Origin of the sequence: Acidovorax sp. K2F (assembly GCF_025246485.1) — a bacterium.
In the GTDB taxonomy this organism is placed as follows: Bacteria; Pseudomonadota; Gammaproteobacteria; order Burkholderiales; family Burkholderiaceae_C; genus Acidovorax; species Acidovorax delafieldii.
Window position 1 is genome coordinate 1 of sequence record NZ_JAOBSQ010000064.1, and the last position, 16,973, is coordinate 16,973.

The 16,973-nt window shown below is 56.3% G+C and carries 20 protein-coding genes and 1 tRNA gene; 12 read left to right on the forward strand and 9 right to left on the reverse strand.

Annotated elements, in window-relative coordinates:
• Nucleotides 1-764: hypothetical protein (locus tag N4G42_RS24600; RefSeq protein WP_260669037.1), on the forward strand; the 764-nt coding region annotated here is incomplete at its 5' end.
• 289 nt (nucleotides 765-1,053) lie between these two features.
• Here N4G42_RS24600 and N4G42_RS24605 read toward each other — a convergent pair.
• The 5 genes from N4G42_RS24605 to N4G42_RS24620 form a co-directional block, all read right to left on the reverse strand.
• Nucleotides 1,054-1,830: an NYN domain-containing protein gene (locus N4G42_RS24605; protein WP_260669038.1), complete on the reverse strand. Its 777-nt coding sequence runs from the start codon at nucleotides 1,828-1,830 to the stop codon at nucleotides 1,054-1,056.
• 593 nt (nucleotides 1,831-2,423) lie between these two features.
• Nucleotides 2,424-3,491 carry a hypothetical protein gene (locus N4G42_RS24610; RefSeq protein ID WP_260669039.1) on the reverse strand — a complete coding sequence of 356 codons (1,068 nt, stop codon included), beginning with the start codon at nucleotides 3,489-3,491 and terminating at the stop codon, nucleotides 2,424-2,426.
• On the reverse strand, nucleotides 3,484-3,684 hold the full coding sequence (locus N4G42_RS25705; RefSeq protein WP_409557862.1) for a helix-turn-helix transcriptional regulator: 201 nt from the start codon (nucleotides 3,682-3,684) through the stop codon (nucleotides 3,484-3,486). Before N4G42_RS25705 ends, N4G42_RS24610 begins: the two co-directional genes overlap by 8 nt.
• Before the next feature lie 638 nt (nucleotides 3,685-4,322).
• On the reverse strand, nucleotides 4,323-5,693 hold the full coding sequence (locus N4G42_RS24615; protein ID WP_260669040.1) for a type II toxin-antitoxin system HipA family toxin: 1,371 nt from the start codon (nucleotides 5,691-5,693) through the stop codon (nucleotides 4,323-4,325).
• Nucleotides 5,683-6,285, reverse strand: a complete 603-nt coding sequence (locus tag N4G42_RS24620; protein WP_260669041.1) for a helix-turn-helix domain-containing protein — start codon at nucleotides 6,283-6,285, stop codon at nucleotides 5,683-5,685. The genes N4G42_RS24615 and N4G42_RS24620 overlap by 11 nt, the downstream gene beginning before the upstream one ends.
• A 716-nt stretch (nucleotides 6,286-7,001) precedes the next feature.
• Between N4G42_RS24620 and N4G42_RS24625 the strand changes: the two genes are divergently transcribed.
• Both N4G42_RS24625 and N4G42_RS24630 read left to right on the forward strand, forming a co-directional pair.
• Nucleotides 7,002-7,078: transfer RNA gene (locus tag N4G42_RS24625), tRNA-OTHER, on the forward strand.
• 148 nt (nucleotides 7,079-7,226) lie between these two features.
• Nucleotides 7,227-8,156, forward strand: coding sequence for an SDH family Clp fold serine proteinase (locus tag N4G42_RS24630; RefSeq protein ID WP_260669042.1), 930 nt, complete (start codon nucleotides 7,227-7,229; stop codon nucleotides 8,154-8,156).
• Nucleotides 8,157-8,906: 750 nt separating this feature from the next.
• On the opposite strand, the gene N4G42_RS25710 is transcribed toward N4G42_RS24630, so the two are convergent.
• Genes N4G42_RS25710 through N4G42_RS24640 form a run of 3 tightly spaced genes read right to left on the reverse strand, consistent with a single transcriptional unit; the run spans nucleotide 8,907 to nucleotide 11,393 of the window.
• A complete protein-coding gene (locus tag N4G42_RS25710) occupies nucleotides 8,907-9,284 on the reverse strand; it encodes a DUF6527 family protein (RefSeq protein ID WP_409557863.1) in 378 nt (125 codons plus the stop codon).
• A 1-nt stretch (nucleotide 9,285) separates the two neighbouring features.
• Nucleotides 9,286-10,662, reverse strand: a complete 1,377-nt coding sequence (locus N4G42_RS24635) for a ThiF family adenylyltransferase (protein ID WP_260669043.1) — start codon at nucleotides 10,660-10,662, stop codon at nucleotides 9,286-9,288.
• A 23-nt stretch (nucleotides 10,663-10,685) separates the two neighbouring features.
• A complete protein-coding gene (locus N4G42_RS24640; RefSeq protein ID WP_260669044.1) occupies nucleotides 10,686-11,393 on the reverse strand; it encodes a multiubiquitin domain-containing protein in 708 nt (235 codons plus the stop codon).
• Between the two features lie 132 nt (nucleotides 11,394-11,525).
• Here N4G42_RS24640 and N4G42_RS24645 point away from each other — a divergent pair, with 132 nt between their 5' ends.
• Together N4G42_RS24645 and N4G42_RS24650 are read left to right on the forward strand one after the other, a co-directional pair.
• Nucleotides 11,526-11,909, forward strand: coding sequence for a helix-turn-helix domain-containing protein (locus N4G42_RS24645; RefSeq protein ID WP_409557864.1), 384 nt, complete (start codon nucleotides 11,526-11,528; stop codon nucleotides 11,907-11,909).
• Complete coding sequence (locus N4G42_RS24650; protein WP_260669045.1) at nucleotides 11,906-12,835, forward strand: ImmA/IrrE family metallo-endopeptidase; 930 nt, start codon at nucleotides 11,906-11,908, stop codon at nucleotides 12,833-12,835. Before N4G42_RS24645 ends, N4G42_RS24650 begins: the two co-directional genes overlap by 4 nt.
• Before the next feature lie 148 nt (nucleotides 12,836-12,983).
• Here N4G42_RS24650 and N4G42_RS24655 read toward each other — a convergent pair whose 3' ends face one another.
• Entirely contained in the window at nucleotides 12,984-13,310 is a 327-nt protein-coding gene (locus tag N4G42_RS24655) for a helix-turn-helix domain-containing protein (protein ID WP_260669046.1), read from the reverse strand.
• 157 nt (nucleotides 13,311-13,467) lie between these two features.
• Between N4G42_RS24655 and N4G42_RS24660 the strand changes: the two genes are divergently transcribed.
• The 7 genes from N4G42_RS24660 to N4G42_RS24690 all read left to right on the forward strand — a co-directional run bounded on the left by N4G42_RS24660 (nucleotide 13,468) and on the right by N4G42_RS24690 (nucleotide 16,356).
• Entirely contained in the window at nucleotides 13,468-13,779 is a 312-nt protein-coding gene (locus N4G42_RS24660; protein ID WP_260669047.1) for a hypothetical protein, read from the forward strand.
• Between the two features lie 54 nt (nucleotides 13,780-13,833).
• Nucleotides 13,834-14,214, forward strand: a complete 381-nt coding sequence (locus tag N4G42_RS24665) for a DUF4177 domain-containing protein (RefSeq protein ID WP_260669048.1) — start codon at nucleotides 13,834-13,836, stop codon at nucleotides 14,212-14,214.
• A gap of 38 nt (nucleotides 14,215-14,252) precedes the next feature.
• Complete coding sequence (locus tag N4G42_RS24670; RefSeq protein ID WP_260669049.1) at nucleotides 14,253-14,660, forward strand: hypothetical protein; 408 nt, start codon at nucleotides 14,253-14,255, stop codon at nucleotides 14,658-14,660.
• Between the two features lie 179 nt (nucleotides 14,661-14,839).
• Complete coding sequence (locus N4G42_RS24675) at nucleotides 14,840-15,247, forward strand: hypothetical protein (protein WP_260669050.1); 408 nt, start codon at nucleotides 14,840-14,842, stop codon at nucleotides 15,245-15,247.
• A 152-nt stretch (nucleotides 15,248-15,399) separates the two neighbouring features.
• Nucleotides 15,400-15,909, forward strand: coding sequence for a hypothetical protein (locus tag N4G42_RS24680; RefSeq protein WP_260669051.1), 510 nt, complete (start codon nucleotides 15,400-15,402; stop codon nucleotides 15,907-15,909).
• A gap of 108 nt (nucleotides 15,910-16,017) precedes the next feature.
• Nucleotides 16,018-16,203 (forward strand): hypothetical protein, encoded by a 186-nt coding sequence (locus tag N4G42_RS24685; protein ID WP_010458148.1) that lies wholly within the window; start codon nucleotides 16,018-16,020, stop codon nucleotides 16,201-16,203.
• Nucleotides 16,204-16,206: 3 nt separating this feature from the next.
• Complete coding sequence (locus N4G42_RS24690; RefSeq protein WP_010458146.1) at nucleotides 16,207-16,356, forward strand: hypothetical protein; 150 nt, start codon at nucleotides 16,207-16,209, stop codon at nucleotides 16,354-16,356.
• The last annotated feature ends 617 nt before the right edge of the window (nucleotides 16,357-16,973 follow it).

The following is a 16,973-nucleotide window of genomic DNA, read 5'->3' on the forward strand; positions in this document are numbered from 1 at the left end:
TTAGCGAGATTGCCGTTCCTCGGAAGCTGTCACCTGCAATGGTGCTTGCCGCTAAAAGGAGCCGTCGGCGAGAGTATCGAATTGCCGGCGCACTTGCGGAGCGGAGGCATGGATTTCAAACTGAAGTTGCGCACGGACGTTGGCATTCAATTCTTTCCCTCTTGTCTTCAGGCTGGCTCGAACCAGTTGACCCCGACGACCTGTTTGAATTGTTCGCTCTTACTTTGTGTCTCGAAGTGGTCAGCTGCGAGCTCGGGTTTGGACGGGCTAAGGAGTTGGGCTTGGTTGTTCGACAGCGCCAGTACGTGGCAAAGTTTGACGGTCCATTGGGTACTCTGGAAGTCTTTTTTGACCAGTCACCGCGCAATACTTTGGGGGTTGATGGGAGGTATGCGGAAGTTTTGAAAGCTCATGCAGGTGTCTCAGGCAGTAGTCATCGGCCTGACATCACTCTTGTTTTCACCCCGTTTTCCGGACCGCGAATGGTGCTATTCGTTGAGGTCAAGCATTCGTCATCACGCGATTACCTTGCAGACAGCGTATACAAGGCGTTCGGCTACATCCACGACTTCGGAGTGCTTTTCAGTGACTCAAACCCAAAAGTCGTGCTGTTCGTTCCCGAGTCTCCTAAGTTGGCTAGAGGGGCCTGCATACCCGATGTGGCCTTCGCATCGCCCAGCGATAGGACTGGATTTGCTTATCTCCTCGGGGCCGGGTTGATTCAAACGGCCTCGAAAGCAATGCCATCAATATTGATAGCATAAACTGTTTGTAATCGTTGCCTTGTTGGGCGATTCCGTAGTCAAGTTTGCGCGTGGAAAAACATGTGTAACGGCTTTTTAAAGTTTCGCATGAATACACCTTGCTTCACCTTCGGCCTGAGGGCCGTGTCAACCGCTCCCACTCCCGCCGGCGTTGAGTCATACATCATGTTTTGCTCTTTCGGGAGTTCGAGATGAACGTTCCTGAGGATTTCCCAAGCGAGCCAGACCCTGCAGCCCTCACGAGTGCGCAGCCACCTTACGCTAGCGCGCGATTCCTATGAGTGCCGGTTCACTCTTTCTGAGTCACCTTCACTGACCAGTGCCCATTGGCCTCTTGTTCGAGCGCCAGCAGGTCATAGGTGCGCAACATATCTAGTAAGCCGGAGTGGCCATAGACCTGCGGAGAAAACGACGGATAGCTTCGTCGTAGATACGACCCAAGGGGACTAAGAGCGATTTTTCCCTCCACTGTGTCGCCCGTCAGTAGCGCAACAGCCTCGACCACAAATTTGGGCCTCTGCTTCCCCACCGGCTTCGGGTCTTCCTTCTTCGGCGACTCAGATTTCGTTACCTCTTTGGGAGAGGGCGCTATAGATATGGCTTCGGCAGAGGGGACCAACTTGGCAGGTGGGACCCATTCAAAGAACTGGTCACTCGCGTTGCGTAGCGCGTCAGGACTTTTTGCTTCCCCTACGATAAAGACAGTGGCTCCACGCTCACGTAATTTGCGGCATAGATAGGCGAAGTCGGAGTCGCTAGTGACTAGGCAAAACGTATCTGCTCGCTCGTCGAACATAGCTTCCATCGCATCGAGCGCGAGGGCGATATCGGAGGTGTTTTTTCCGGCTGCGTACTGGTACTGCAGGCACGGGGTAAACGCCAATCTCACCAGCGCCTCTTGCCACTTGTTTGCGAGAGTGGCGTGATTCCCGTACCCTCGGCGCAGTACCACGCGTCCAAATTGCGCCACTACGCGTAGTGCAAACTCAAGTATTTCCGGGCTGGTGTTATCGCAATCGACAAGGACCGAGACTCGCGATTCACTGCCGATGTTTTTCGCACTCATATACTTTTCTCCCTGCTGCGCATGATATCGGCCGTTCCAGGCGCGATGCGCATAGAGGCAGGGGAGGGGGGAGCACTTCAGACAGATTCCTTGTTCTGGAAAACTGGTAGTCTGACTAGCTGCCGCGGTGGATTTCAGTGAGCAACGCGAGACTGGCGCTGTGCTTTGGTTCTCGGAGCGCCCCAGGAAGCTTGTGCATCCGCTTTGCATCGCCACCATGCAGCTCCAGCTTGGTTTTTCGTTGCCGCAGTTCGAACCAAGCCCAGGGAAAAACTCTTACGTAATCAGCGCGCACTGGCGCTACTTCTCATTCAAACACATGAATACCGCGGCAGGTAGAAAAAGAACACTCAGCTGATGCCTGACGACGGAAATGCCAGACGACGTGGGCTTGGTAGAAGGCGGTTGTAAGTGAAAACCCATCTGCATAAAGTAAGTAGACAGACAGCTCGAAACCCGCGCCAGTCTTGGCTTCCAGCGGGATTGGACAGTGCCATCCGTCACGACGAACCGTGCAACAACGCGAAAATCTCCCGTTCCCACGGATTCATTCGTCACAAGGAAGTGGGAAACAGCGTGCAACCCGATGGCTGCTACGGAGTCTGAGTGCGCTTCCGCCAGTGCACTTTTCCGTTCTTAACAGACCAGCCAGGGTCCAGAATCTGGGCACTCGCCAACTGCCCTAGCGCCTGCCGCAATGAACGCTCGTAGCTGTCAGGAGTAGCTAACGAACCCGACAGTTTGCGCAAGTACTCTGCAGAGGTGGGAATGAGCCGATGTTGTGCTTCGACATATGCGTACAGCCACGAACACACTCCGTGAGGTATCTTGCGCGCAAGCGTTGCGTCAAGCCAGACTTCGCGAGAGTTGCGAAACAACGCAACGATATTCTTGTCGAGTGCAACGCGCCACGGCCCTTCATTCGGATAGTCGAACCGCTGAGCTAATTGCACGCTGAATTTTGGAAACTCAAGCACGCTGCTTTGAAGTCGAAGAATCGACTGCCTGAGGCGCTCCCTCGCTTGACCCGAGTAGCTGCTCCCGAGGGCCGCGACGCAAAAATCAGCAGGTCGAAACGATACGAGCGTTTGCGCTTTGAAGTCACGCAGCATGTTCAGGAGCGACATAAACACCAAACCGTCCTGCTGTCGTAGCTCCGGGCCTCGAAATCGGAGGGACCCATCTGCGAGTTCGCTCACGGTGAACATCTCGTATTCAGCGCGTCTTTCCGCTGGGCCGCGGACGTTGAAAAGCCGCGACATGATGAGCTGCTGTGAGCTGATGAACTGGGATGCGCTGTGCTGCGGAATGAAATCACGCTTGAGTTGGTCTTCGTACTCCATAACAGTGTCTGAATTGCGCGTAATTTGCATAGCGAATACCCGGTCTACAGCTTGACCTTGCGGCAGCGCCTTTTTTTCCCTGCCGAAATCACGTTGAACTGACCGGTGCCACCTCAATTCCCTTAGAACAGAAATGCGAACGTCGCGTGCCGCGTCAAATCCTGGCTCGATAGGCACGGCTTCAATCATGTTGTGAATAGTGTCTTTGGCCACTTCCTTGATTTCGCTTTGCGTCCTTGTCGCCTGCTTTGAAGGCGGCGTAGAAGAAGCCTCCAGCAACGAGCTGAGCGCGGACAGTCGGGCCTCTTTGCTACTCACAAGCCCCCCGCTTCAGAAACTCAGCCAGCGCAGCCTTATCCCACAGAGCACGTCTGCCGATGTGTATTGGCTCGGGAAGGCGTTTCTCGGAGATGTAGTTGTTTATCGTCCGCTTGCTAACTCGCAGGAGGTTTGCCAAGTCGTCCTTCGTGAGGTACTCGCCGAGAGCCTGCAGCGGCGTGTAGTTGTCCATAGTCACCTTTCAGTTGTTACTCAACTGAAAAGCAACCCGGTTTATCTTCAGCCCTGACAAGCACTCCACATCGTGTTTCTCCGCCCGCGTCCCATCGTGTCTACAACGGTTTCAGCGGTATGGCAGAAAATATTCACGGTGAATAATCAATTGGCTCAACGGCTTAGCCCAACTTTTCATCATGCGGTGGGTCCGGACGCATTGGCTTTTTGCACATAAGCTCTCGTGCAAAGGGAGCTATGTCACGAAACCGAGCCGTCTTAACCCCGTGCTGCCGGTGCAGTTCTTTATGCTGCGAGCATCTGATGAGGCGGCCGAGGGCGGGACCGGCACAGACTGCTTGCAAGACGGCCGTAACCCCACAACCTCCAACGTAGATGAAGGCTCGGAAGCGGCTGGATGGGCCTGCAGAGAGACGCGGATTCAGCCCCGTCAGATGCGCGTCAAACAACAGACGCGTTGCCTCTAGAACACGACATTGACGAATTGATTCCTTACCACTGTGGACCCATACCGCAGTGGGCTTGCTGACAACGTTTTGCCATCTTCCGGTACTTTGTCGTGTTGGTGGCAGAAATGCGGCCCCATGCGCCGTCGCGATTTCCAGCGGCCTGGAGACTCTCTCAAGAGCTTGAGCCCTAGAAACCCCGTAGCGTCCTCTCAAGCTCTGGAGATGCAATTTGGTCCAGCCTCCGAAGGGCCCCCTCCAGGTACGCCATGTCCTTTTGAGACGCGCCGAAATTCTCGAAAAACGGCTTCCACGCACGAGCCACCAGCCACACCTCGTGCAACGCCTTCAGCGCTTCCGCCTTGCTCGAAAAGTACACAGGCCAGTAGGTCATCAGATTGTCCAGAGTGGCTAGCCTGCCCCTTTCCCCAACCTCCAAGTGCAGCATCCGTTCCTGGGCAACCACGCTCATGGGGAGCACGTCATAGAGCGGGCTGAGGGTCCATCCTTTCGCTGCAACCTGGTACAGGAATCCGTGATTGCGCAAGTGGTCATCAGTGTTGGTGACGAAGATGTTGAGCGCCTGCCGCTTGAACAGCTCACGCAGGTCCCGCGCGAGGTATTTGGGGAGCGCACGGGCACGCATTTGCTCTGCCAGGGCCTTGTAGGAACTCGCATCACTCTCATGGATGCCCATGAGAGTGAGTGCCGAGCAAAAGCCTATGCGGCCTTCGATAGGCTGTAGTCCGGTAACTCCCTCCAATGGCTCCCAACTTTCTTTGTCGGGGTCCGGAGCGACCCCAGGCTCTGCCCAGTAGCGGTCGAATCGCCGGATGAACAGCACCTTGGCATCGCCTACCTGCTTGACCTCTACGGGGGGGACACGAAGCCCCGCAGCACGCGCAAGCTCCAATGCTCCAGCTTCGAGGACAGCGTTACAGGCGCGGTCTGACTTGGATGGGAACTTGGCGAGCCAGAGAACACCGTCATCGGTGCGCACGGACGCCTTAGGCCGCGCGCCGCCGGCGCTTCCAAGGCTTCCAAAGTAGACGGCGAGGTCCTCCCCGACGTGTTCCTCATTCTCGATGCGGTCCGCTGCCTCCATAAGGCGCGCCAGGTCCATCTCGGCGGACACCGGTGCCGTAGCCTCGGAATCCAGCGCGCGGCGCACATCCAAAGCGCCCACCCGGTCTGAGCCCGCTTCCAAGAGATAGGCCACTTCCGGCAGCTTGTTGACAGCCACCTTGAGCTTGTTCTCAATGACCCTACGCCCCCAAGCGTCCGGGGCCGCATCGCGGATACCCCCGAACTCCGTGAGCCCAGCCAAGACAAAGCGCTTGGCTCCACCTTCCTCATCCTTCAGTGGCAAGGCAACGGGGTCCACCTCGACGGCATAGGGGCGCTGCACGTAGCGCTTGCCGTAGACGAAAACAGGCTCCGTGGTGTTTGCGCCTTGCAGCGAACCCGCTGGCACAAAGTCAGCAGCATGCTCATCCGCCACGTGTGCGAACACGAAAACGTCACTGGGTGGACGGGCATAGGGGTTCCAGTCAGAAGTCATACGGGTCCTTTTCAGCCTTGCGCTTCGCGGTCATCTCGGTAGATTGCCCAGCATCAGACCTGAAGGTCGCCTTGGACCCGCTTTTGATACGAAAAGCGGAGACTAGGTCCTTACGTCCAGCGCTTGCATTCGACTTGTAGACGCGCTGGACGCGGGGGGCTTCATTGAAGACACGCACGGCGGCCGACTTGCCTGTCAGCAAGCCAGCCAAGGTCAGCTCGGGCTCCACGGCGTGCAAGTAGCGCAGGACCTGCGATAGCGTGCGGCTTTCGTCCCCCTGCTCCAGCAGTACTGCGGTGGACCGAGAAACACCTGCGCGCGCTGCCGCCTCACTCTGGGTCATGCCGCGCGCAATGCGCAGTGTGCGGAGCTGGGCGCCAATCTGCTCTGCCTCTTTCAGGCGGACTTCAGGCGTGCGGAGCGATTCGTCATATTTCATGGATTTCCCGTAAAGGAGGAACCCGTTGCTGCAAGGCGGCAGTAACCGGCCGGGCTGTGACATGCGCAGATGGCGGCGTATGCAATCGCAGTCCTTGTCATGTATAAGGACTGCATTTACGGTCATTTTCTCGCCAAAATCGATGTCGGTCAAGGCGATTCAAGAGTATTGAATGTCGCTAATAACAGTCAATGCGCTGGGCAGTGACTGCGATTGGCGACATGGAATCCGTTGTCTACTGTGCTCTGCCGAAGTCCTGGCTATCCCTGACAGGACAACGATTGAGCGTTTTTGACCAAGGATGGACTGGAGTGTTTCGACGCGGGGGATGAATGCGTGTCGCTCTGGAGCTGCAACAGACCGATGCGTCTTACCCGGGTGGTGCCGATTCGCGAGAAGCGTCCTGCAACTTAGCTGCACAGCGACAAAACGCCTCATAACTTAGCTGCTACGCGACAAAGTACCCTGCAAATTAGCTGCAGAGCGACAAAGCAACGGACAAGAATGGCACTGAGGCAACCAACATCCGGGGGCAGGAAATGCACAGAATCAGGTGCTCAGAAGGCAAAGATGCATCCCGCGAGAGGCTGTGTGGAGCGGGGCTATGGCTGGCAGGCTTCGCGTTCTTTGGCCCTCAAGAATTCAGTCAACGCGTCGTGGTGAGCGCGCTTCGGCAAGTCCCAACTCCCATGGTTTCGTCTCTGGTTTGGGGCCGGCGGCGCGGTAGTCGCCGTTACAATGAGAGCACCGATTCTCTGACGCAGTTTCTGACAGTTGGGTCGGTGTGTGGGTGCTTTTCATTGCGTTTGATTGCAATCGATTTGCGTTAGACGTTGTGCAAGTGCTTGTTTTTGTTGGGTTTTGCGTGTGGCGTGCAATCCGCTGCACACAAGGATATGTTTTGAAAATCCTTGTGTCGGTGGTTCGATTCCGCCCCAGGCCACCAGTCAGCATGCGCCCCAGCGCCCGAAAGGGTTCTGGGGCGTTTCTACATCCCGAACACAATTTCTACATTTCAGGCCTTATGGGCATTTGTGTCCTTTCGTTTCCTCGAAATAGCATGTATACATACGTGCAACAGATTTGGGGGGGACATGGCGATATCGGATGTAGACATCATCACTTACAGCGGAGAGATCAATCGCAATGGTTATGAGGCGATTTGTAACTCTCTAAAACGAAAAAAAGGCCAACAGGCGTTGCTGGTGCTCTCTACCCCCGGAGGAGATCCTCATGCCGGATTCCGAATCGCCCGGGCTTTGCAGCACACCTATGACAACTTTGATGCTTTGGTGCCTCGGATGTGCAAGAGCGCTGGAACTCTGGTTGTCCTTGGGGCAAAAAAGTTGTTCTTGGACGATATGAGCGAACTCGGTCCTCTCGACATCCAAGTTAAAAAGAGCGATGAGGTTGTAGGGCGGAACTCTGGGTTAGACGTTTTGCAAGCCGTTACTTACCTGCAGTCGAACGCCATGGCGGCATTCCGCTCATATCTGCTTGAGCTTGCCAGCCAGGCAGGGCTGTCTACCAGAGTTGCATCTGACATCGCGTGTAAGTTAACGACTGGACTGTATGAGCCTGTCTTTGCTCAGGTCGATCCGATGCGATTGGCGGAGATGCAGCGGGCCATGGAAATCGCCTTCGCATATGGTGCACTATTGAATGAAAAGAGTGGTAACCTGAGGGCGAATGGGCTCGAAAAGCTTGTGACTGGCTACCCAGCGCATGCGTTCGTGATTGATCGAAAAGAGGCTAAATCGATCTTCATTGATGTCGAAAAGCCCGTTGGGCCTTTGCTAGAGTTGTGTACGGCGTTGTACGCTAGCATGGAAAAAAGCACTTACAGCAGTGAAGCTGAGGTCAACATTTATTCAGTCGCGGAGAAGGCAAATGCAGACACTGGAGAAAGTACACAAGGTACCGGAGCAGGTGAAGCAGGCCATGCGACATGCGATGCAGCGGTCGGCGGAAGTGGCGAGACTGCAGCAGCAGCAGCGATACTTTGTCTCACATCCGATAAATAGGTCCTCTGGCGAGACGCCCTCGACAATACGTGATCTCCTATCGCCACTGTAGATTGGTTGAGGTCGGTCCTGTGCTTGCGGACGTGAGTTGCTTTTACTCCTAACCGTGACTTCACTTAAGCGCTGTCATTTCCCGGGGCTTGTTCGCCAGAAGTTTCTGTGAGCGCGCTAAGCTCTCGGTATCCGTCGCAGCCTTCACCCGGATTTATTGAGGCTGGAAGTTTATTTTGTCAGCATGCTTGGCGTGTCAGAGCTTGAGCGCGTGACGAATTGGCTCGGCAGACTCTGACCGCCCTCGTCGTGGATCAGAACATGCCGATGGCCTAGCGAGGACGTTGGTTGTCGAGGGTACAAGCTCTTCAGTAACCTCGATGTCTAGGCGTGTTCCAGTCCGGTTCTACGCGACCACAAGACATCATCCCAAATGTCGGTGCGCTTGATACTGAGCACATTGGCGAGGTCTGTGTCAGTTCGGATTGAGCCAGCGGTCCTGTTGAGTTCGGTGCCGGTTCGGCGGTGTTCTGACGCTGCTGGCCGTGAGGGAATCAGAGCGCGTCACAAGGGGTGTGCGTATGATCTGATTGCAACCCGCGTCGCGGATTTGGCTGGAGTGGTGCCAATGAGCAGCGAATTCTTCGGAGCGTCAGGCATGCGTTCTCGAGCGATCTCCTAACGTTGGGGGTACAACATTGAGATTCGCTTCGCCATCCAAAGGCTTTCTGGGGATTCGGTGTGTAGTTCAGTCCGCCGCTAGTCCTTGCACCAAAGAATGCGGCCTTGCCGGAGTACAAAATGGCTACGGCAGCCGGTTGCACGCCTGACAGAAGGCCACAAGGTGGGGCTTTGCAAGGTACCTCGCATGTGCCAGCAGGGATGCGCTGGCGCCGTCATCGGAAGTTGGATCATGGCTCCGCACCCGCACGGACACCTCAGCGTGGCAAGCCAGTGTTGCTCGGTGCCATCTTCAACCAGATAAAGAATCCCCGGTTCGCAACTCTCTGGCGGATCTGGCTGGCATCGCGCGACGTAATGAGGTCCTTCGACGGACTTGTCCGAGTCGACACTAGGTGATTTCTTCGCATCAAGCCCAAATAGCCTCGACAGCCAGGTGAATAACTGCGTGAACATGTCAACCTCTCAGTCGCATCATTCCCAAAAACGGGTCCTGATCACCGCAGCCTAGCAACTTCTTCATCTCCGGACATGCAGTTCCGTCACCTTCATCCATACTGGCTTCAGGGTCGGTCAAGCATATGCGCCGAACGGCAAAGGTGGCGTTGGGCTGGATTCTGAAACCGTGCAGCCGGGCGAGGAATTCGTTAATGGCTGCAGCAGCGACGGCCATATTTACTGAGATCACTGCTGGCCGGTCGACCTTAACACCCTTGATATATCCCTCTCGCTTTAGCCTCTCGTACTCTTGGGGGCTATCGCGCAGGACGAAGGCAGCCTCCAAATCGCGTTGGTCATAGACACGACGGCTCATCAGACTAGAGCCGCCCGGTTGCAAGGTATGAATCGCAAGCCAGATGCTGTCAATGCCTCCTTTGCCATCAGCGTCTAGGCGAACTCCCAAATCAATGTAAGGAATCAGGTATGCGGTTGCCAGCTTGTTCAGCACGTGCCGACCATCGACTGAATCCATGCAGCCAAAAAGTATGTCGCAGGTTGACAAGTCGCGTAGTGCACGTAGATCTAACAAGTCATAGGGGTGCACGCGAACATTAGTACCCAGCCCCATGGCCTCAATTGCGCGTTCCTGTACCAGGGTTTTGTTCACTTCAGCACGAGCGTCAAATTTCGTGCTATTCAGAATTCGGTTGAGGTTTTTGTCTTCGGTATGGTCACCATCGACTAGCACCACCTCACCAACACAGTTGCGCGCAAGTTGTTCCACCACAATGCTGCCGGTACCAGAACATCCCACGACACCGATCTTCAGACGACGCAGCTGCATATACGTCGCTTCGCCAAACGTTTGAGCTACGCGCCAGCCATGTTCAGGCACCTCTTCTGCTGCGCCAGCGAACCAGAATCGGAATTCGTCGCCAGCCACCCGCACTGCTTCAAGTTCGTCACCGATTTCGCCACCCCAAACGGAGCGCCCGATCAATCGCCCGCCAGGCAACATAATCATGCTAGCCATCGGCCCTTGATGGTCACCTAGCCAGCCCGAGACGCATGGAAACAATGTTCCATCGGCCTCGTCATCCGTTGAGGAGAACCACGGATGTCCGGTCGGATGGCTGTGAATTTTCACTAAGGCTAGCCCATCATCAAGCGCGCGGGCCAAGACAGTATCCAGCACCTTGCCGAGCCAGGTGACCCTGTAAGGGGTGCGCACAGGGCACATGTCATATGGGACCGGCACGATTTCCCGCACCAGAAGAAGCTCCTGATCATCGCGCCGAGCGCGGCCGCACAGAGCAAAGGCGACCGCTTCCTTACCGTCACCAGGAAACAGGTGCTGCTCCAGCTCGCGATGATGCGCGCCGGAAATCGCCACACGGGTCTTTCGACGAGCCACCATTACTTGCGGACCTCCGCCGCCAACCAGTCTTCCACCAGCGCCATGTGCGTGCTCAAGTCGTCGACGCCAGGGCGCCAAGCACTTGCGGGTGTGCGGTGGCGCGACCACTGTTGCCAGCTCCGGCCGTCGAAGGGCGTGGTGGAGAGATTGTTGATGCCGCGACCGCTAGCGCGGGAAAGCGCTGGAGCGAAATAGGCCATGTCGAGTTGCGTGTCTGGATATCCGCTGTTGAAGCGCACATGGACATCTGCGCTGGCGACGTTATAGCCAGACGGCAGCGGCCAACCGTAAATGATTACGGCGTGCACACCCCCATCCACCACAGACTCCCAGCGCAAATTCAAGCTATCCAGAAAGGCCGCGTCGCCCTTCAGCAGAGCAAACTGTCGGCGCGTTTGAGAGCCATCCCCCTCCGTGACCTCGTTCGGAATAGTCATGAAACGCTCTACACCAGGTGCGAGAAAGCTCACGGAGTCATCCGGACCCACTGGCTGGACGCCGCCTTTGATGCGCTGACGCAGGATGAACTTCTCCGGCGTCTTTTCCACGAGGGCGAGGATTTCGCGGCCCGTCATGTTGTCGACGACTACCACCTTGACCTCCTTGTCGATGCGGATCCGGTACTTCTTCCCTTTGGGTACTGGCTTGCCCGCAGCGGCGAAGTCCTCCAGATCGATGATGTCGTCGTTTTCGTGGTTGGTCTGCATTTGCGCTCTCCTGGAGCTGTTGAGATGCGCTAATTCTATGCTGCATGCTAAGTATGTCAAGCAACTATCAAGCAGTGCTTGACGAATTTAATGTTAGTGGTTACTCTTACTTCAATAGATGGAGATAGAGTTTTGGCCGATAGCGATACACCGTCCCCTCCCGGGGAACACCTAGGCACATACTTGAAGAGCGCGAGGCTAAAGCAGGAAATGTCGCTTCGTGCAGTCGAGGAAGCGACGGAAGGCGAGGTATCAAACGCCTATCTCAGTCAATTGGAGAACGGCAAGATTTCCAAGCCGTCCCCTCACGTTCTGTACTCACTGTCGAGCGCGTTGGATGTCTCGTATGAAACACTGATGGAGCGGGCTGGCTACATCGTGAAGGTTGATAAGCGTGCCGAAGAATCAAAACATGGCAAGGCAGCAACGTTTTCCATCGACAACTTAACCCCGGAAGAAGAAAAGGCCCTGCTCGAGCACCTAAACTTTTTGAGGTGGCAACGGAATCGAAAATGAGCAAACCGGACGATTCAACTCTCACAGCCTCCCAGCACGCGCGTGTTCGCAAAGAGGCCGAGCGCGCTTTGCGAGAGGCCGGCGCTCTAGGCGTCTATCCAACACCGGTGAACCGCATCATGGAGGTAGCCAAGGTGCAGGAAATGCACGGCGAAGTGCTTGGAGAATCTTTCCTCAGCAAGATGAGGGTGAAAGCAGGTTCAGCTCTCAAGCGGGCGTTATCAAAAGTACTGGGCCTATTTCATGCATCAGAAGGCCTCATCTTCATCGACCAAGCGATGTACGCCGTCAAGAAGCGGTTTGTTCGACTCCACGAATCAGCACATGGGTTCTTGCCTTGGCAGCGGCCCATGTACGCCGTGGTTGAAGACTGCGAAAAGTCCCTTGATGCGGAATCAGCTGACGCATTCGACCGAGAAGCTAACGTGTTTGCGTCTGAGGTTCTCTTTCAGCTTGACACGTTTTCCGAGATGGCCGCGAGCGAGGACTTCAGCATTTGGGTTCCTGTCAGGCTCTCAAAGAAGTTCGAAGCTTCAATTTATTCGAGCATCCGGCAGTATGTGTCCAAGAATCACCGACCTTGCGCGGTGCTTGTACTCAACAAGCCTGAAGTTTGTGCTGTTTCAGGGTTCAAGGCGACCTTGAGGCGTTTCGTTGTTTCACCCGAGTTCGCCAAATTTTTTCCTGGTCAGCAGTGGCCCGAAAACTTCGGCCCAGATGATGAATTAGGCGCGATGGTGCCTATCGGCACAGGCAGACGGGCCTCGCGTCCACGTCGCATCGAACTTACCGATGCCAACGGCGTCAGTCACGAATGCATCGCGGAAGCTTTCACTCAAGGGCACCAAGTATTCATTCTTATTCACGTCAAGAAGGCGCTCACATCCGTCAGCATCTTCGTCCCTAGCGTTATAGCGGCAGTCTAAACCTTCAGCATCTGGGCCGCCCGTTGTGAGCCCAATCGCACGCAAGGCCTTAGCAACCAGCGCTATGAACTAGCTAAGGTATTGTTCTCTTCGTCAATTGACAGCTTGGCTGATTGCGTCTCGCTAAAGCGGAGTAGAGGCGCTGTCTTCAAGCCATCTCGTCAAACCAAGAGGTCACCGTTCGCTTGCGAGCGGCAGGCTTAAGCTTCCACAATGCCAAAAGGAGGTTGGCCACCTCATCATCCTCGCAGTAAAGATAGGCGAGCGGAACACCCAACGCATCGGCTATTTGTCGGGCTGTCTTCACAGGGGCCTCATGCGTCCCCAATTCATACCTACTGATCCGAGCACGGGCCGACGACTCATCAATGCCGATCAGTACTCCCACCTTCTCCTGAGACCAACCCAACTCCTCGCGCCGTGACCGCATGCGGCGGCCCACTACGTTAGAGGGTTCCAAAGGCTCGGATGGCATGTCACGAGTCTCGTGACGTGGTGATAATTCGTCGTCACGAAATTCGTTACATGACCGCTTGAGCTTCCGTGCTCAGCGGGGATGTGCCCTTTGAGAAAAGTCGTTTGCCAGTCATCCCAACCCCCAACCGAGGAGCCTGAGTCCACCTATGCAATCTATGAAATCTGCCTTCCCCGTTCTTGTTCTGGCCTCGTCTGCGCTGATATCCGGCTGCTCCGGCCCCAGCAGCGAAGAGCTAGCCCGCATCAAATCCGAATGCGCCAGCTTCCACAAACAAGAACGCGCCAAGTTCGGTGCTGTCGTCAAACCCATCGACCACTGGACCAAGGATGGCCACATCGTCGTGGAGCTGTCTGAAAAGGCAAGCGAGGACGCGAGCAAGTACACCAGCCACCTGTGCGTGTACGACAAGGACAAGGGAAGCATTGCGCTGCCCAGCGTGTTCGAGCGGTCTCGCTGGAGCAAGTGACCACCCCCAATCAGCCAACCCCGTCACCATCAACATCAACCAAGGAGGACACCCATGGAATACGAATACAAGGTCATCGACGTGGCCGACGGTGCGATCAGCTCTGCCCTGCTGGGCGAAGGCCGTATCGAAACCGGCGTGCTGGAGGCTTACATCAACGCCATGGCCTCCGAAGGCTGGCGCATGGTGTTCATGACCAAGGTGATGCAGCGCCACCTGCTGATGTCCGATCGAGAAACCCTCATGGTCACCTTCGAGCGCCGCGTCCCCGAATCAGAAAGAGCCGCCCGTGCCGCCCGCTGTATTGATGACGTCATCGCCGCCGAAGAGCAAGCCAAGCGGGTAGGGCGCAAGGCCGTCGCTGGTGCTGCAGGCGCAGTCTTGGGTGGCGCTGTCCTGCATGCCATCGCCGACCACCTGCAAGAGGGTGAGTAGTCGTCTGGATCGTCAACATCCCATTCATAAGGAGACCTATGGACTTGAACGAACGACTGGCTGCCAGGCGCAAAGAACTGGCCGAAGAGGCCGAGCGGGCTCGCATAGAAGCAGATAAGGCGCGCCAGGCGGAACTGGAAGCCGCCCGCCAGGCTGCACAGGCCAAGGTTGCAGCGGAACCACCATTGCCCGACCCCATGACCTTGCAGACACCCGCAAAGAAAGCCGTGGACATAGATGAAGGGGTGGAGCTACTCAAGGATGCCGTCGAACGAACCACCAAGAAGCAAGTTGCCATCTTCTGTGCCATGGCTGTGCTCGCCTTGATTGGACTGAGCCAAGACACCCTGATGGCGATCTTCTGGGCTGTGTGTGCACTCGGGTACATCGCATTCACGCTCGGTACCCACATCGAGGACATCAAAAAGTCCAGCGTGTCGGAATAGACACCAACCCCGCCACAGCCCCCTGCAACCGAAAGACCTCGGGACGCTAAAGCAGAGAACTACCCTCTAGGAAATCGACCAACTCAACTCGTGATCTATCGCACCCCACCGGGCGCCCCTGGAGCAATCCTCGGGCGCTTTTTCTTTGTCTGACCACTTCATCAAAAGGAAAGCTGCCTATGCAAACCTACCGAGACCACGATGCCTTGAACCGACTGGCAAGTACCGAGAATGCCCTGGGCCTTCACACCCTGGTGGCGGAACGGCTGTCAGATGAAGCCTTCACCGAGATCAACGACTGGGCATCCCTGCTGCATGTCGTGGTGATGGATCGGGACGACACCCCCCAGGCCCTGGAGCAGCAGCTGGGCTTCACCGTCCTTCATAACCGCTGGAATGGACTGGCCAACGATCACCCCGACTTCACACCTTCTTGGGATGCCCTGGAGGTGTACGAACACTGGGTTGTCATGACCTTCATCCTGAGCGACGACGGTTTCGGCATTGTGGTGTTCATGCCCCGGGGCATCCCCCATGCGCTGGCGGTGCTCTGCGATCGCTATGCCCAGGAGGGCCACCCCCGATGACAAAGCAAGCCCTACTGCAACACTTGCTGGAACCACCTCACAGCGACCACCAAGCCACCTTCGGGTGGCATTTTTTTGCCCATTCCAAACTGAGAAAAACCGCGTATCTGAAATGAGGAATGTTCCTCGACAACCCATCCAAAGGACCACCAATGACAGATGCCACCCAACCCGATACCACTCTAGAAACCATCACCATCACTACCCTGCGCACCGACCAGTGCCCCTCCTTGTCCGGCCGCTCCACGCTCACCTACGAGCTGGGAAACGACCCCGAAGGCCGCCTGCACCTGCGTGTGGCCCACAACACCGGCAAGGGGCACCACAACCCTTCCTGGGTCGCCTATGACGCTGTAGAGCCTTTGTTGATGGCGGCGACCACGCTGTCGGCATCGGCCTTGGCAAAGCTCTTTGCGGGCACGTCGGTGAACACCGCTGGCTTTGTGATGGCGGTTCTCAAGCACCTGGGTGTTCTGCAAGCGGTGACGGACAAGCGGCATGCCTACCAGTACGTGGAAGAAGTCGATTGGAAGGCCTTGCTGCAGGCACCCAATCCACCCGCCACTCAGTCCGCCAAAGAGCCCACCACTCAGCCCTCAACCCGTCCGGTGAAGGATGACAAGGCTCGCGGTAAGCGGGCAGGGGCCTTGGCCGCTCCATAAAGCAGCTTCTGCGAACACCTGCAGACCCCCTCATTGCAATCGGTAAGTCCACCCACCGGCGACACCCTCGCCAGGACCTATTACCTCTGCCTTGCTTTAGGAGTCTTCATGGCCGCTTTGCTTGCCGCTTCCCTGACCACTGTTCTCGTCCTTCACCTCATGGCCTCCGGCGCCCGCTGGTTGTGCCTGGTCGGACTGGGCCTCTTGGTCTATGCCTTTCCGCTGCACTTCCTCGTGATCGTGCTGATCGCTGCGGGGCTTGTGTACTACCTCGACACCCATAGAAAGAAGTAACCCATGACTTATCAAGACTGCGTTCTGACTGCCGCCACTGCCATGCTGGACCGGGATATCCCCGTCGAACTTCTGCCCTTGACCATCACCAGCCATGCAGCAGGTCTGCTCGGGTGGGAGGCGGAGCGCCTGGGCACCCCGGCCTGGGACTGATACCCCACCTATCACCTCGCAGCAACCGGCCCGCCTGCGGCCAACCTGGGTAGCTCCTGCCCACCTCCCGGACCCGGCCCCGCGCGCTGGCCTGCCGGAACCCCTCTCCCAGGAACACCCTGAAGACGAATGCCGTGTGACACGGAGGCTTTGCCGTGGGGGATCGATGGAGGGACGCAAAAGAGTTACCCCGGGGTGGTGCCGCATGGTGCTGCTCCGGGGTGGCTCGGTCCTTATTTTTTTGACGGTTCTAAAGAGAACAGGCTGTCCCATCGATACAGGTAGCCATGCTTTGCCAAACTACTTTTGGGCATCACCATGTTGCGCTTTGTTACTGCGGGGGCTCGGCGTCAACGGCTGATGAGCTGCTTACAATACGTCCTTGATCTTGCCGATGTGCACGGTCAGCACTCTCGGGTGCCATAAACCAAGTTTCCGGAAAATTCCGGACAGATCCCAAGACCTTTCGCAGTGTCTGCTCTGTGAAAGCGTATCAAGTGTCTGAGCGTTGCTCAGGCTATCTCATAGAACCGTCTGTCGTTCTTGCTTTATCGCTAGTGTTGTTCAAGAAGTCTGTTCAAAGCCTGCTTTGAATTGACGCAATTCGCAGATCGAAC

What these genes read in the sequence shown, in the direction of transcription:
- N4G42_RS24615 (WP_260669040.1), bottom strand. Translation starts at nt 5,693, where the DNA reads ATGACTTCTGACTGGAACCCCTATGCCCGTCCACCCAGTGACGTTTTC.
- N4G42_RS24660 (WP_260669047.1), top strand. Translation starts at nt 13,468, where the DNA reads ATGAAATCTGCCTTCCCCGTTCTTGTTCTGGCCTCGTCTGCGCTGATA.
- N4G42_RS24665 (WP_260669048.1), top strand. Translation starts at nt 13,834, where the DNA reads ATGGAATACGAATACAAGGTCATCGACGTGGCCGACGGTGCGATCAGC.
- N4G42_RS25710 (WP_409557863.1), bottom strand. Translation starts at nt 9,284, where the DNA reads ATGTTCACGCAGTTATTCACCTGGCTGTCGAGGCTATTTGGGCTTGAT.
- N4G42_RS25705 (WP_409557862.1), bottom strand. Translation starts at nt 3,684, where the DNA reads ATGGACAACTACACGCCGCTGCAGGCTCTCGGCGAGTACCTCACGAAG.
- N4G42_RS24605 (WP_260669038.1), bottom strand. Translation starts at nt 1,830, where the DNA reads ATGAGTGCGAAAAACATCGGCAGTGAATCGCGAGTCTCGGTCCTTGTC.
- N4G42_RS24630 (WP_260669042.1), top strand. Translation starts at nt 7,227, where the DNA reads ATGGCGATATCGGATGTAGACATCATCACTTACAGCGGAGAGATCAAT.
- N4G42_RS24675 (WP_260669050.1), top strand. Translation starts at nt 14,840, where the DNA reads ATGCAAACCTACCGAGACCACGATGCCTTGAACCGACTGGCAAGTACC.
- N4G42_RS24650 (WP_260669045.1), top strand. Translation starts at nt 11,906, where the DNA reads ATGAGCAAACCGGACGATTCAACTCTCACAGCCTCCCAGCACGCGCGT.
- N4G42_RS24670 (WP_260669049.1), top strand. Translation starts at nt 14,253, where the DNA reads ATGGACTTGAACGAACGACTGGCTGCCAGGCGCAAAGAACTGGCCGAA.
- N4G42_RS24685 (WP_010458148.1), top strand. Translation starts at nt 16,018, where the DNA reads ATGGCCGCTTTGCTTGCCGCTTCCCTGACCACTGTTCTCGTCCTTCAC.
- N4G42_RS24640 (WP_260669044.1), bottom strand. Translation starts at nt 11,393, where the DNA reads ATGCAGACCAACCACGAAAACGACGACATCATCGATCTGGAGGACTTC.
- N4G42_RS24655 (WP_260669046.1), bottom strand. Translation starts at nt 13,310, where the DNA reads ATGCCATCCGAGCCTTTGGAACCCTCTAACGTAGTGGGCCGCCGCATG.
- N4G42_RS24680 (WP_260669051.1), top strand. Translation starts at nt 15,400, where the DNA reads ATGACAGATGCCACCCAACCCGATACCACTCTAGAAACCATCACCATC.
- N4G42_RS24690 (WP_010458146.1), top strand. Translation starts at nt 16,207, where the DNA reads ATGACTTATCAAGACTGCGTTCTGACTGCCGCCACTGCCATGCTGGAC.